The following is a 14,074-nucleotide window of genomic DNA, read 5'->3' as shown; positions in this document are numbered from 1 at the left end:
CCTACCGGCCCTGCGGGGGGCCGGGAACGAAGCCCAGCCGGTCGTACGCCCGGGCGAGCGTCGGCTCGGTGACCGCGCGGGCGCGCTCGGCGCCGGCGGCCAGGATCGCGTCCAGCTGCGCCTTGTCGTCGAGGTAGGCCAGCGTCTTCTCCCGGAACGGGGTGACGAACTCGACCACCACCTCGGCCAGGTCCTTCTTGAAGTCGCCGTACCCGCGGCCGGCGTACTCGTCCTCCAGCTCGGAGATCTTGCGGCCGGTCAGCGCGGAGTAGATCGTCAGCAGGTTCGCGACGCCGGGCTTGTTCTCCTGGTCGAAGATCACGTCGCGGCCCGAGTCGGTGACCGCGGAGCGGATCTTCTTCGCGCTGACCTTCGGGTCGTCGAGCAGGTCGATGATGCCGGCCGGGGACGAGCTCGATTTGCTCATCTTCGCCGACGGGTCCTGCAAGTCGAAGATCTTCGCGGTCTCCTTGACGATGTACGGCTCGGGCACCCGGAAGGTCTTGCCGAAGCGGTGGTTGAAGCGCTGCGCCAGGTCGCGGGTCAGCTCCACGTGCTGGCGCTGGTCCTCGCCGACCGGGACCCGGTCGGCCTGGTAGATCAGGATGTCCGCGGCCTGCAGGATCGGGTACGTGAACAGGCCCACGGTGGCGCGGTCGGCGCCGCCCTTGGCGGTCTTGTCCTTGAACTGCGTCATCCGGCTCGCCTCGCCCATCCCGGTGATGCAGGCCATCACCCAGGCCAGCTGGGCGTGCTCGGGCACCTGCGACTGGACGAAGAGGGTGGACCGCTCCGGATCGATCCCCGCCGCGAGCAGCTGCGCCGCCGACCGGCGGGTGCGCTCGCGCAGCGCCTTCGGCTCGTACTCCACGGTGATCGCGTGCAGGTCGACGACGCAGTAGAACGCCTCGTGGTCGTCCTGCAGGGCCACCCACTGCCGCACCGCACCGAGGTAGTTGCCGAAGTGGAAGGAGTCCGCCGTCGGCTGGATCCCGGAAAGCACCCGAGGGCGCCGCTGGGAACCGGCTGCGGAGGGGTCAGACGCAGCTTGGGACATACGCCTGATTCTGCCAGCGAGGTCAGTCCGGTCCGCACCCGGGCGGTGTGCTCACCAGGACCAGCCGCGGGAGGCTAGTTCCTGTTCCTCCTGCCAGCGCTTCTCCTCGGGCTGTTTGGCGTCCGGGTCGGGTACGCCGGCCAGGCGGCAGGCCTCGTCCAGGAGGTCGTCGTACGCCGCCTCCAGGGCCATCAGGCGGTGGGCCCGGGCGTAGACGTGCCGGTCGGACTCCACCCGGCGGATCTTCGTGGACAGCGTCCCCAGGCGGGTCTGCAGGCGGAGGGTGTCGAACGGGTCCGGCGTCGGGACCGGGCGCCGGCGGACGCGGGCACCCGCTCGGTCAGTCAAACGCTGGAGTCGGCGCCGCCAGCGGGCCGGGGGCGGATTCGGGAGCAGGAGGTTGAGCAGGGCGCAGAGCATCAAGAACAGAACCGCTGCGCCGAGCCATGCCATGTCGCCCACTCCTCAGCAAGAGCGTACGGCGAGCCGCGCCTGACGGCGATAGGGTTTATCCGTTCGTCGCCGGGTTTCCGTCCACGGCGGCCGCCAGCTTCGGGACCAGCTCGTCCAGGACGATCGGCAGGCTGAGCACGGACACGAAACTGGTCGCGCCGTACAGCTGGTCGTCGTAGTTCTCCTCGATGAACACGTCCCGCCCCTCGGTCCGCACCTTGAGGTTCTTGTAGAGCGGGTCGGCCCTCAACTTCGCCGTACCGTTCTTCTCCGGGAACCAGACCAGCGCCTTCTGGTCGAGCAACGAGACCCGTTCGGCACTGACGTTCCCGCCGAACTTGTCGCCGATCACCTTGTCCAGCCCGGCCGGCAGCGAGAACCCGAACTCGGTCAGCAGCCGCGACCGCGGGTCCTGCGTCCCGTAGACGAAGTACCCCTCGTACGGCGTAGCCATCAAGGCCGGCTGGCCCTTGAACTCGGGATGCTGCGCCCGGACGTCGGCGAACCGCTTCTCGATGCCCTTCACCAGCTCATCGGCCTCCGACGACTTGCCCACCGCCTGGCCGACCGTCCGCGCCACGACCTGCCACGACACGCCGTAGTCCGGCACCCCGGCGGGCTGCGCGACGGTCGGCGCAATGGCGGTCAGCTTCTTGTAGTCGTCCGCGGTGATCCCGGCGTACAGACCGATGATCAGGTCCGGCTGCAGCGCGGCGATCTTCTCGAACTGGATCCCGTCCTGGTCGCTCAGCACCTGGGGCACCGCGGCGTCCCCGAGCTTCGCCTTCGCCCACGGGAACAGCGCACCAGGCTTCTCCCCGAACCACTCGGTCGTCGCGACCGGTACGACGCCCAGCGCGAGCAGCGCGTCCTGCTCGACCAGTCCCACCGTCACGACCCGCTTCGGCGCCTGCTCGACCACCGTGTCGCCGTACTTGTTCTTGATCGTGACCGGGAACGCCCCACCGCCACCCGGCGAGCTCGCCGCCTCCGGCTTGTCATCGGCTCCACAGCCGGCCAAGGCCAGGAGCAGGACGATCAGGACCACCAGCCGGCGCATAGGAACCTCACAAGACTTGAGTTAGGTTGCCCTAACCTAACTCAGATCTCAGTCCCGGTGGTACTTCGTCACCGCGTTGTCCTGCTTCACCTTGTCCGCGGCAGCCTGGATGCGGGCGGTCCACTCGGACTGCTGCAGACCGCCGGTCATGAACTGCCCGGTCGCCACTGCGGCCGCATTCGCGAACTCGGGGTACCAGGTGTCGAAGTACCACGTGATGACCTGGTCGCCGGCCGCCGACAGCAGGTCGCGGGCCGAGCGGAGCGCCGTACTCAGCTCCAGGCCGTCGGCCGCGCCGCGGACAACCGTGAGCTGGTTGGACTCCGAGGTGACCTGCGCCGCCACGTCCTGGGACAGCAACGCCCGCAGGTACTCGAGCCCGCCGGTCTTGTTCTTCGCCTTCTCGGGCACCAGGAACGGCGCGGTGGCCGCGACGTGCAGCCCGCTGGCGAGCGCCGGCGAGGCGTCCAGCGGCGGTACGGCGAACATCGTCAGCCCGAACCGTTCCGGGACCAGGCCCTTCATCTCGTTCTCGAGCCAGTTCCCGCACGGCAGCATCCCGGCCTTCGAGGCGAGGAACCGTTTCTGCGAACCGATGTGGTCGTACTGCGCACTCCCGGCGGCGATCAGGCCGCGCTTGGTCAGCTCGCCCACCGCGGCGATCGCCCGGGTGACGCTCTCGTCCTTCCAGGCCCCGTCGTCGAGGTTGTCGATCCGTTTCAGCACGTCCGCCCCGCCGGTCTTGGCGGCCAGCGTGAGCACCAGTTCGAGCACGTAGTACGGATGCGCGCCGGCGTAGACGAACGGGCCGGGGCCGGCCGCCTTCATATCGGTGCCGAGGGCAAGCAAATCCGGCCAGGTGTGCGGGACCTCCCAGCCGTTGCTCTGGAACAGGCTCGCCGAGAACCACAGCCCGTAGACGGTTGCGACGTAGTTGAGCGTGCGCTGCGTCCCGTCGTACCGGCCGATGTCGAGCAGGTCCAACAGCAGTTGGTCCTTGACCTTCGCGGCCTGGTTGTCCCAGGACGGCGCGTCCAGGACTTGCTGCAGGTCGGTCAGCTGGCCGTCCTTGACCAGGCGGCCGAGCTCGAGTTCCTGATCACCGGTACTGAGCACCACATCGGGCGGATTGCCGGCGGCGAACCGGGGCAGCAGGGCGTCCGACAGCTTCGGTGTCAGCTTCGGCGTGACGACGGCGCCCGCATACTTCTTCCGGTACGCCGCCGCGGCGAAACCGCCGTACTCCTCGCTGATCACCACGTCGACCGGAGCGTTGGCGTCGACGTCGAACGGGTTCTGCGGCGACACGGTCCGGGCCGGCGGGCCTGAGGAACATCCGCTCAGGACCGCGCCGGCCAGTGCGCTCTGCAACAACGTCCGCCGTGTCAGCACCACGGCAGGCTAGTACGTCCGGCTACTTCACGCCTCCGGCGGTGACCGAGACCTGCAGTTGACGCTGGAAGATGATGTAGACCACCAGAACCGGCGCCACCGTGATCACCACGGCCGCGAACAGGGCACCGAAGTCCACCGCATAACCGGCCTGCGACGCGAACGACGCCATGCCCTGCGAGAGCACGTAGTTCTTCGAGTCGGTGTTCAGGGCGACGGGGAGCAGGAACTGGTTCCACAACCCCAGGAAGTTGAAGATGGCCACCGACGCCATCCCCGGCCGCGCCATCGGCAACATCACCGAGAAGAACGTGCGCCACTCGCCCGCGCCGTCGATCTGCGCCGCCTCGTAGATCTCGCCCGGCAGCGCCTTGAAGAAGCTGTGCAGGAAGAAGACGGTGAACGGCAGCGCGAACGCGACGTAGGTGATGATCAACCCTGGCAGCGTGTTGAGCAGCGACAGGTTCTTCAGCACGAAGAACAGCGGCACGATCGCCAGGAAGACCGGGAACGTCAGGCCGGCCAGCATCGAGTAGTAGATCAGCCGGTTGCCGGGGAACGTGAACCTGGCCAGCACGTACGCACACATGGCGCCGAGGATCATCACCAGCACCAGTGCGGATCCCACGACGATCACGGTGTTCGCGAAGTAGCGACCGATGCCGGCCGTCGTCCAGGCGTTGGAGTAGTTCTCGAACCGCAGCTTGTGCGGCAGCGTCAGCGGGTTGCCCAGCACTTCCTGCGTCGACTTGAACGAGGACAGCACGGTCCACACCAGCGGCAGGATCACCAGCAGCGACCACAGGATCAGTGCGACGTGGGCGGTGGTGGCCACGCCCCTGCCCTCCCGGGACCGGTTGCCGGGCACACGGGACTGGGCGACCGGTTCGACCCGGTCGGCGGCAGTGGTTGTCATCGACGTACCTTCCGTTCACGTCCGCCGGTCAGGGCGTTCACTGTGAAGACCAGGAGCGCGAACAGCATTGTCACCGCGGCCAGGATCACGCCCATCGCCGTCGAGTAACCGAACTGCCCCTTGGTGAAGGCCGTGGTGAACAGCTGCTGGGGCATGACCAGCGTCGAGTTCTGCGGCCCGCCACCGGGGTTCAGCGCCTGCATGTAGACGAAGGCGTCGAGGGCGGCGATCCCGAGATAGATGTACGCCGTCTGCACGTTGTCCCGGATCAGCGGCACCGTCAGGAAGATCGCGGTCCGGAACCGGCCGGCGCCGTCGATCCGGGCCGCCTCGAACACCTCGGGGTCGATGCCCCGGATGGCGGCGATGAACAGCACCATGTAGAAGCCGACGAAGCCCCAGATCATCACGAACATCGACGCCGGCATCGCGGTCCGTGCGTCGCCGAGCCAGGCGAAGTTCTCGAACTGGTGCAGCCCGATCTTCGACAGCAGCGCGTCCAGGATGCCCGAGCCCGGCGTGAACACCTGGGCCCAGATCAGGCCGATCACGATCGCCGGGATCACGTACGGGAAGAACGAGACGATCCGGTAGAAGCCGGAGTTGCGCAGTCCGCGGACGGTCCCGGTGCCCGAGCCGCCGATCGTCACCAGCGTGGCCAGCGTCAGCGCCAGCACGATCGTCACGATCGGCACGACGATCGCCAGCTCGACGTTGTTGCGCACGGCCCTCAGGAAGATGTCGTCGTGGAACAGCCGGACGTAGTTGTCGAAGCCGACGAACTTCTGCCCCGCGCTGAACCCGGACCAGTCGGTCAGCGAGTAGTACAGCGCCTGCACGAACGGCGAGACCACGAAGATCACGAAGACCGCCAGCGGCAGGCCGAGGAACACGACCATGAAGCTGACCCGGTCGAAGGTCAGCGGCCGGCGACGGCGCCGGGGGGCGGATCGCTTGGATCCGCCCTCCGTCACGACATCCTGCGTCACGGTCACTTGGTGACCGGAATCTTCTTGACGGAGCTGTCGTTCCGCACCTTGTCCATGATCTGCTGCAGGCCCTTCGTCAGGCCCGCCGCGTCCAGCTGGCCGGACAGGAACGAGTTCCAGACCACCAGCTGGTCGGTGTTCATGCCGTACAGGCCGAAGACCTGGTAGTCGAAGACGTTCGTGCCGGCGGCGTCCAGCATCGCGGTCTGCGACTGCAGCGCGGTCGAGCCGAAACCGTCCGCGGGCACCAGGCCCTTGACGATCGTCGGCGCCAGCCGGGTCTTGGCGAAGTTGGTCGCCGCGTCCTTGGACAGCATGGCCCGCAGCAGCTCCTTGCCGCCGGCAACGTTCTTGCCCTTCGACGGGACGATGAACGGCTCGCCGGCCGCGCTGCGCAGCGACTCGTACGGCAGCTTCGGGCTCTCGGTCAGGGTCGGCTCCGGGACGCCCTTCATGTTGAAGCCCGCCTTGGTGGCCTTCTTCATCTCGTTCTCGATCCACGAGCCCGAGGGGTAGAGGATGGCCTGCTGGTCGTTGCTCCACTTCGCCTGCGCGGCGGTGAACTGGGTACCGGCGCCGCCGGGCACGAAGTACCCGTTCTTGACCATGGTCTCCAGGGCCTTGAAGATGCCCTGGAACTGCGGCATCGACCAGCAGTTCTCCTTGAGGTTCTCCAGCGCCAGCCGGACCTCGTCGCCACCCTCCTTGATGGCGCCGTCGACGGCCATCGTGTGGTAGTAGGTGGCGGCTTCCTTGCCCCAGACGAACAGGTACTTGCCCTTGGCCTTGGCCTTGGCGCCGAGGTCGAGCAGCGCGTCGTACGTCTTCGGCGGCTCCCAGCCGTTCTCCTTGAACAGGCTGTCGGAGTACCAGATGCCATACAGGGTGAGCACGTAGTTCATCGCGACGAACTTGCCGTCGAAGGTACCGGGGTTCTTGGCGCCCGGGTACAAGGTGTCGGCGATCTTCGTGCCCTCGTAGTTGTTGGCCTCGAAGACGTCGTCCAGCGTCGACAGCGAGTCCAGGATCGTGTTGAAGCCGATCTGGTTCGCGCCGGAGTTGTCGATCAGGTCCGGCGGGTTGCCGCCGACGAAGCGCGGCTGCAGCTGCTGCGCGATCTGGGTGGAAGGGGCGACCTTGAACGTCGAGCCCGCGAACTTCTTCTGCGCGATGCTGGCGGCGAACGACACGTAGTCGTAGCCGTAACCACCGTTGAAGATCACCGCGTCGACGGTGGCCTTGTCCGCCATGCCGAACGGGTTGTCCGCGGTCTTGTCGGCGCCGCCACTGCCGGAGCCGCTGTCGTCGCTGCTGCTGCCCGCACAGGCGGCCAGCAGCGTGCTGCCACCGGTCGCCAGCAAGGTGCCGACCGCTGCGCGCTGCAGGAACAGGCGCCGCGACAGGTTGTTGGGAGTGGTCATTGGTCCTGCCTTCCAAGGAGTGTTTCAGGCAGTACGCCGGATGCGACCGGCGTACCGTGCTTCAAGGGCGTGGTTGTGCTCGTCGCCGCCGGGGATGTTCGCGGACAGATAGACCGGCGGGGTTTCACCGGCATCGGTCATCCGGCGGAGCACCTCGGCGACCAGCATCTGCGCGATCAGGGCGGCAGTGATGGACGACACCGCGCAGACCTTGCCGCCACCGTCGGGCAGGTCGAGCACGGAGTCGCCGTACGGCGCATGGTTGTCGAGCACCACGTCCGCGAAGTCGATCAGCTTCTTGCCGGACGGGTGCCGCGAGTCCATTCCGCCGGTGTGCTGCAGCGAGGTGATCGCGATCAGCGGGTGCCCGTTCTCCTTCGCGACGTTCGCGAGCTCGACGATCGAGCCGTTCACGCCGGAGTTGGAGGCGATCACGAACAGGTCGCCCGGGCGCGCCGCGGACAGCTCGTAGAGCTTGCGGGAGTACTTGGGGTCGCGCTCGAGCTCCGCACTGCGCAGCAGCTCCGGCGGCTCACCGCCGAGCAGGACCAGGTCGCGCAGCGCGATCCGGTTGGTCGCGATCAGGCCGCCGGCGCGGCCGGCGATCTCCATCGCGAGCGCCTCGGAGTGCCCGGAACCGAACGCCTGGATCACGCCGTCCGCGCGCAGCGAAGCGGTCATCAGGTCGGCGGCCTGCTGGATCGGACCGTCGATCTGCTCGGTCACGGCGGCCAGAATCGGAGTCAGGGTGTGCACATAAGACTGCGCGCTCACGCCGCTCGTCTCCCCTGTCCCCCCGTGCTTACTGCTGGCCATCAGCGGCCCCACCCCTCGACTAATCTGCTCGCCGCGACACTCCTGGTGCCGACAAGTGCGCAAGTTTGCGGTTTGCTGGACAGAACTTTTCTCAACTGGCAGCTAAAGTCAAGGCTCATCTCTGTGATCTCCTCAGATCGGGACCGTTGCGTGACCTTGTTCCCTTGTGCTTGTAAATAGGCTCTTTTGAGCAGTTTGGAGCATTGCGTATGTCGGTCGAACGTCCCCTGCCGGACCCTTCCGCCCCACCTGCCGACGAAGTGGTCTTGATGCCAGCCGGCCCACTGGTCCTCGGCGGCGATCTGGGCGGGACCTCCACCCGGATCGTGATCGCGGACCCTGAGGGCAACGTAGTCGGTCGCGGTGCCGCCGCGGGCGGAAATCCGACCAGCCACCCCGCAAGCGCGGCGGCCAACTTCGGCCAGGCCCTTCACGCCGCCCTGTCCGGGCTGGACGCGGCCGCCGTCAAGGCGAGCGTGGTCGGCATGGCCGGCAGCGTGGCCCTCGCGCGCCCCGATGTAGCTGCGCAGTTCGAGGCGGCCTGGACGGGCGCGGGCCTGACCGTCGCCCCCGAGTACATCGGCGATCTCGAGGTCGCTTTCGCCTCAGGTACGCCGGAACCGGACGGCACCGTGCTGATCGCGGGCACCGGCAGCAACGCGGGCCTGGTCCGCAATCACCAACTGCTGCGGACGGCCGGCGGACACGGTTGGCTGCTGGGCGACGACGGGTCCGGTTTCTGGCTCGGCCGGGAGGCTGTGCGCAGTGTGTTGCAAGCACTCGATCTCCGGGAGCCGCTCGGCCTGCTCGAGCAGACCGTCGTACAAACGGTTCTGCCCGATCGGGACAAGCATTCGACTGCACACCGTGAAGGGTACGACGCACTGCGCGACGATCTGGTGAGGACAGTGAACAGCCGCCCTCCGGTCATGCTCGCCGAGTTGGCGCCCGCGGTGATGGCAGCGTACGCACAGGACGACGAGACCGCGCGGGGCCTGGTGAAACGCGCAGCCGAGTTGCTCACAGAAACAGTCGCGCGGCTGAAGACAACGTCGGACAGAGGCCCGATGGTGCTCGCGGGCAGCGTCGCGGGTGAATCATCTCCAGTCGGCCAACTGATCCGGCAACATTTCGCCGGCGAGGTCCTGACCGCCCGCGACGGCGTCGGCGGCGCCACCTGGCTGGCCCTGGGCGCCCTCGACCCCGCCCTCGCCACCAACGAGAACCACCTACGCCTGGTCGCACATTAGGCGTAGGTGGTTCGCCCGCCCGTGCTACGCCCGGCGAGGGACGAGCCGCGCGTAGTGCCGCGATGGGCTGACCTCAGTACTAGTCGAAGACTGAGACCGGGCGGACCTCGACGGCTACGAACTCCGCCTCGGGGATGGTGGCGGCTACCTCTTCGGCGCGTTCGGGGCTGGCGACGTCGATGAGGAAGACGCCGGCAAGCTGCTCCTTCGCCTCGGAGTACGGGCCGTCGGTCGTTGCGCGGACGCCTTCGCGGACCCGGACGACCCGGGTCTTCGACGGCGGGTCGAGCGGGACCGCGTTGATCAGCTCGCCGGAGGTGTGGAGTTCGTCCAGCAGCTTGTCGAGCTGCGCGGCCAGGGCGTCGCGGGCCTTCTTCGGCAGCTTCTTGCCCTCCTCGGTGTGCAGGAACGACGGGTGGCCCCAGGTGATCGGGTTGCTGTGGATCAGCAGCAGGTACTTCATGTTCGGTGTCCTTTCGGAGTCTGGGTGGATCTTCGCAGCAGAGGTCGGAAGCGATCGGGAACACTCGACATTTCGCTCTTGGGCAGTGCTGGATGCCCCGAAATGTCGAGCTCCGCGGCGGCTGTCCGACGTACCGCGCAGCAGGCCTCGACGAACCTAAGGTGAGTGACATGGACGAGACGGACCTCCAGCTGCCCGACGGCCGCACCCTGCACGTGTACGACAGCGCACCGGGTGACGACGGGCGGCTGGCTGTCGTCTGGCATCACGGCACGCCGAACCTCGGTACGCCGCCGGTGCCGCTGTTCGAGGCAGGCGAGTGGCTCGGGATCCGGTGGATCTCGTTCGACCGGCCCGGGTACGGCGGCTCGACCGCGGCTCCGGGCCGCACGATGGCGTCGGTCGCGGCCGACCTGACCACGGTCCTGGACACGCTCGGGATCGGGACGTTCGCGCTGATGGGGTACTCCGGCGGCGGCTCGTACGCGCTCGGCTCTGCCGCGGTCCTGGGCGAGCGGGTCGAGGCGGTCGCCACCTTCGCCGCGATCGCGCCGTACGACGCCGAAGGTCTCGACTGGTACGACGGAATGATCGCGTCCGGACTCGCCTCCCTCCATGCGGCGGCCGCCGGCCGGGAGGCGAAGGTGCGGCACGAGACGTCCGGCGTCGAGTACGACCCCGAGTTCACCGCAGCCGACGTCGCGATGTTCGACGGCCCGTGGGGCTGGCTGGGCTCGGTCGCCGGCGAAAAGGCCATGCCCAACGGCCCCGACGGCCTGATCGACGACGACTGTTCCTACGTCACGGACTGGGCCTGCGACCCGACGAAGATCACCGCGCCCACCCTCCTCGTCCACGGCACCACCGACGGCATCATCCCCTGCTCACACGGCCACTGGCTCGCGGCGAACCTCCCCACCGCCACCCTCGACCTGCACCCCGGCGACGGCCACATCTCGGTCCTGGCCCACGCCGAACCCGCCCTCGAATGGATCCGCGAACACACCGGCTGACCGTACCGACCCAGCATTCCAAGCAACAGCTTGACATCGGATTCGGTGTGTTGCATATTCCAAGCATGTCTTTGGAGAAGGATCCGCGGCGGTCCCGGTTGCTGGATGATCCGTTGGCTATCCGGGCGATGGCGCATCCGGTGCGGCTGGATCTGCAGTCGTTGCTGGGGCGGGAGGGGCCGATGACCGCGGCGGATGCGGCGCGGCGGCTCGGGATCAGTCAGGCGCTGGCGTCGCACCACCTGCGGCAGCTGGCGAAGTACGACTTCGTCGAGCCGGCTCCGGGGAAGGACAACCGGGAGCGGCCGTGGCGGTTGGTGTCGACGTCGCAGTCGTGGCGCGACGCGGCCGCGACCCCGGAGGGCGCCGCGGCCGCCGACGTACTCGAGCAGTTGCTGGCCGAGCGGGCGCTCGAGCGGTTGAGCCAGTGGCAGCAGCAACGGCAGACCGAGGACGCCGTCTGGCGGGAGAACTCGGGCATCGGGCAGAGCGGGTTCTACCTGACCGCCGACGAACTGGCCGAGCTCGTCACGCAGGTCGACGCCCTGCTGCAGCGCTGGGTCGACGAGCGGCCGATCGACGACAAGTCCACCCGCCCGCCGGACAGCCGGCACGTCTCGTTCACCCAGATCGTCACGGTCTCCCCCGAGGAGGAGAGATGAAGGACTTGTGGGGCGTCCTTGCCCGGCAGCGTGATTACCGCCTGATGTTGAGCGCCGGCCTGATCTCGCTGATCGGCGACTGGTTGCTGCGGACCGGGCTCGCGTTCCAGGTGTACGTGCTGACCGGCTCGACGCTGGCCTCTGGTGGTCTGCTGCTGGCGTCGTTCCTGCCGGCCGTCGTCCTCGGCTCGCTGGCCGGAGTCTTCGTCGACCGCTGGAACCAGCGCACCACCATGATCGTGACGAATGTGCTCAACGCCGTCGTCCTGCTGCCACTGATCGCCGTGCACGACAAGAGCTCGATCTGGATCGTGTACGGCGTCGTGCTGGCGCAGAGCTGTTTGCAGCAGTTCTTCCAGCCGGCCGAGCAGTCGCTGGTCCCGGTCCTGGTCAACGACGAGCAACTGGTGACGGCCAACGCGCTGAACAGCCAGATCCGCGACCTCGCCCGCCTGATCGGCGCAGCGCTCGGAGGCGTACTCGCGGCCGCCGGCGGACTCACGCTGCTCGCGCTCGGCGATGCGGCGACGTTCCTGATCGCGGTCGTCCTGGTGGCACGGATGCGGCACCGTCAGGTCCGGCCGGAGAACCCGGAGCAGACCGCCGGCGGTGCGATCAAGCGGCTCAAGGAAGAGTGGACCGAAGGTCTGCGGTTGTGCGTCGCGGGCCCGGCGATCCGGCTGTTCTTCGTCTTCTGCATGGTCACCGGTGTCGGCGAGGGCATCATGAGCACGCTGTTCGCGCCGTTCGTCAGCTCCCAGATCGGCGGTGACGGGAAGGTCTACGGCCTGATCGTCTCGTCGCAGGCCATCGGCGGCATCGTCGGCGGTCTGGTCGCCGCGGCGATCGGCTCCCGCTGGCCGGCGGCGAGGTTGTGGGGCATCGGCGCCCTCGCCTTCGGCCTGATCGACTGCACGCTCTTCCTTTACCCGCTGGCGTCGAACAGCGTGATCCCCGCGTTCGCCTGCATGATCGTCGTCGGGCTGCCGGGCGCGCTCACCGTCGCCGGCATGATGACCGTCTTCCAGAACCTCACCGTCGACGGCACCCGCGGCCGGATCTACGGCGCGGTCGGCGCCGCCGAGAGCGTCGCGGTCCTGATCGGTATCGCCGCGGCCGGCTTCCTCGGCGACGCCGTCGGCATCATCCCGGTGCTCGTCTTCCAGGGCCTGGGGTACGTCGTCGGCGGGGTCGTCGTCCTCATTCGGCAGCGGGTGCTGGAGTCTCGGCCTGTTCCGCTTCCGGTTTGATCCGGTGCAGGCGGACCCGCGCGACGCGGCGGCCGTCCATCTCGGTGACGGTGAGGGTGTGGCTGTCGATGGGGACCTCGTCGCCGGTCGACGGGACCTTCCCGAGGCGGGCGGCGACGAATCCGCCAACGGTCTCGTAGGGGCCGTCGGGGAGCTCGAGCGTGGTGGCGTCGGCGAAGTCGTCGAGGTTCAGCAGTCCGTCGACCACGATGTCGCCACCGCCCAGGCGGGTGGTCTCGGCCGCCTCCTCGTCGTACTCGTCCTTGATGTCGCCGATCAGCTCCTCGACCAGGTCCTCCAGCGTGACGATGCCGGCGGTGCCGCCGTACTCGTCGAGGACGATCGCGATGTGCGTACTGCGGCGGCGCATCTCGGTCAGCGTCGGCAGCAGCTTCGCGGTGTCCGGCAGCATGAGTACGTCGCGCGCGAGGTCCCCAACCCGCACCGAGCGGGACGCGACCGCGGGGTCGAACAGGTCGCGGACGTGCACGAAGCCGACGATGTCGTCGGCCGAGCCGTTCATCACCGGGTACCGCGAGTGCGGCCGCTCGGCGGCGAACTTGACCGCCTTGTACGCCGGCATCTCGCCGTCGACGAAGTCCACCTCGGTCCGCGGCAGCATCACCTCGCGCAACTGCCGGCTGCCGGCCTCGAAGACGTCGTCGACGATCTTGCGCTCCTCCTCGCCGAGCGACTCGTGCGCCGAGACCAGGTCGCGGAGCTCCTCGTCGGTCATCACCTCGCGGTTCGCGTTCGGGTCTCCGCCGAGGGCACGGACCACCAGGTCGGTCGACCTCGACAGCAGCCAGATCACCGGCCGGGCGCCGGAGGCGATCCTGTCGACCAGCGGCGCGAGGCCGAGCGCGAACGTCTCGGCCCGCTGCAGCGCGAGCCGTTTGGCGGCGAGCTCGCCGATCACGATCGAGACGTAGGAGATGCAGATGGTGATCAGCACCAGGGCGACGGTGTTGGCCAGGCCTTCGGGCAGCCCGAGCTTCTGCAGGTGCGGCGAGAGGCCGTCGGCCAGCGTCGCGCCACCGAAGGCGGCGGACAGGAAGCCCATCAGGGTCACGCCGATCTGTACGGCGGACAGGAACCGGTTCGGGTTGGCGGCCACGCGGGCCACGGTCTCGCCGCGTCTGCCGCGGTGCGAGAGTGATTTGAGCTGGCTCTCCCGGAGTGAGACCAGGGCCATCTCGGCCGCGGCGAAGACCCCGCCGATCAGCACGAAAACCAGAATCAGAACGATGTTGAGCAGGGTGGCGTTCATGGGTCGGAGTTCCTAGCGCCCTCTCGTCAGACCACGAGAGGGCGGGCGTTGGGCGTAGTCGT

General features: G+C 68.1%; 14 protein-coding genes. 4 read left to right on the top strand and 10 right to left on the bottom strand.

The features are described from left to right. Position 1: 1 nt before the first annotated feature. From trpS to OHA18_RS21305, 8 genes are read right to left on the bottom strand one after another with little or no spacing between them, the layout of a single operon-like run. Positions 2–1,057, bottom strand: a complete 1,056-nt coding sequence (gene trpS, locus OHA18_RS21340) for a tryptophan--tRNA ligase (RefSeq protein ID WP_329005935.1) — start codon at positions 1,055–1,057, stop codon at positions 2–4. A 51-nt stretch (positions 1,058–1,108) separates the two neighbouring features. Beyond that, complete coding sequence (locus OHA18_RS21335) at positions 1,109–1,510, bottom strand: hypothetical protein (protein WP_329005934.1); 402 nt, start codon at positions 1,508–1,510, stop codon at positions 1,109–1,111. Between the two features lie 55 nt (positions 1,511–1,565). Continuing rightward, positions 1,566–2,570 (bottom strand): iron-siderophore ABC transporter substrate-binding protein, encoded by a 1,005-nt coding sequence (locus tag OHA18_RS21330; RefSeq protein WP_329005933.1) that lies wholly within the window; start codon positions 2,568–2,570, stop codon positions 1,566–1,568. A 48-nt stretch (positions 2,571–2,618) separates the two neighbouring features. Beyond that, positions 2,619–3,962 (bottom strand): N-acetylglucosamine/diacetylchitobiose ABC transporter substrate-binding protein, encoded by a 1,344-nt coding sequence (ngcE, locus tag OHA18_RS21325; RefSeq protein WP_329005932.1) that lies wholly within the window; start codon positions 3,960–3,962, stop codon positions 2,619–2,621. A 22-nt stretch (positions 3,963–3,984) separates the two neighbouring features. Further along, positions 3,985–4,878: a carbohydrate ABC transporter permease gene (locus tag OHA18_RS21320; protein WP_329005931.1), complete on the bottom strand. Its 894-nt coding sequence runs from the start codon at positions 4,876–4,878 to the stop codon at positions 3,985–3,987. After that, entirely contained in the window at positions 4,875–5,873 is a 999-nt protein-coding gene (locus OHA18_RS21315) for a carbohydrate ABC transporter permease (protein ID WP_329005930.1), read from the bottom strand. The genes OHA18_RS21320 and OHA18_RS21315 overlap by 4 nt, the downstream gene beginning before the upstream one ends. Next, entirely contained in the window at positions 5,870–7,288 is a 1,419-nt protein-coding gene (ngcE, locus tag OHA18_RS21310; protein WP_329005929.1) for an N-acetylglucosamine/diacetylchitobiose ABC transporter substrate-binding protein, read from the bottom strand. Before ngcE (OHA18_RS21310) ends, OHA18_RS21315 begins: the two co-directional genes overlap by 4 nt. Positions 7,289–7,312: 24 nt before the next feature. Next, positions 7,313–8,062 carry an SIS domain-containing protein gene (locus OHA18_RS21305; RefSeq protein ID WP_329005928.1) on the bottom strand — a complete coding sequence of 250 codons (750 nt, stop codon included), beginning with the start codon at positions 8,060–8,062 and terminating at the stop codon, positions 7,313–7,315. Between the two features lie 311 nt (positions 8,063–8,373). Between OHA18_RS21305 and OHA18_RS21300 the strand changes: the two genes are divergently transcribed. After that, entirely contained in the window at positions 8,374–9,354 is a 981-nt protein-coding gene (locus OHA18_RS21300; RefSeq protein WP_329005927.1) for an N-acetylglucosamine kinase, read from the top strand. Positions 9,355–9,433: 79 nt separating this feature from the next. Here the strand turns inward: OHA18_RS21300 and OHA18_RS21295 are convergent, their stop codons facing one another. Beyond that, on the bottom strand, positions 9,434–9,817 hold the full coding sequence (locus OHA18_RS21295) for a YciI family protein (RefSeq protein WP_329005926.1): 384 nt from the start codon (positions 9,815–9,817) through the stop codon (positions 9,434–9,436). Positions 9,818–9,987: 170 nt separating this feature from the next. Here OHA18_RS21295 and OHA18_RS21290 point away from each other — a divergent pair, with 170 nt between their 5' ends. The 3 genes from OHA18_RS21290 to OHA18_RS21280 all read left to right on the top strand — a co-directional run bounded on the left by OHA18_RS21290 (position 9,988) and on the right by OHA18_RS21280 (position 12,742). Further along, positions 9,988–10,830 carry an alpha/beta fold hydrolase gene (locus tag OHA18_RS21290; protein WP_329005925.1) on the top strand — a complete coding sequence of 281 codons (843 nt, stop codon included), beginning with the start codon at positions 9,988–9,990 and terminating at the stop codon, positions 10,828–10,830. 65 nt (positions 10,831–10,895) lie between these two features. Beyond that, positions 10,896–11,492 carry a helix-turn-helix domain-containing protein gene (locus tag OHA18_RS21285; RefSeq protein WP_329005924.1) on the top strand — a complete coding sequence of 199 codons (597 nt, stop codon included), beginning with the start codon at positions 10,896–10,898 and terminating at the stop codon, positions 11,490–11,492. After that, positions 11,489–12,742 (top strand): MFS transporter, encoded by a 1,254-nt coding sequence (locus OHA18_RS21280; protein ID WP_329005923.1) that lies wholly within the window; start codon positions 11,489–11,491, stop codon positions 12,740–12,742. Before OHA18_RS21285 ends, OHA18_RS21280 begins: the two co-directional genes overlap by 4 nt. Here OHA18_RS21280 and OHA18_RS21275 read toward each other — a convergent pair. Further along, complete coding sequence (locus tag OHA18_RS21275) at positions 12,693–14,012, bottom strand: hemolysin family protein (protein WP_329005922.1); 1,320 nt, start codon at positions 14,010–14,012, stop codon at positions 12,693–12,695. The two genes, OHA18_RS21280 and OHA18_RS21275, sit on opposite strands and share 50 nt — an antisense overlap. Positions 14,013–14,074 lie beyond the last annotated feature (62 nt).

The sequence above is a fragment of the Kribbella sp. NBC_00709 genome (assembly GCF_036226565.1).
Lineage (GTDB): Bacteria > Actinomycetota > Actinomycetes > Propionibacteriales > Kribbellaceae > Kribbella.
This window is presented reverse-complemented; position numbering and strand designations above follow the sequence as displayed.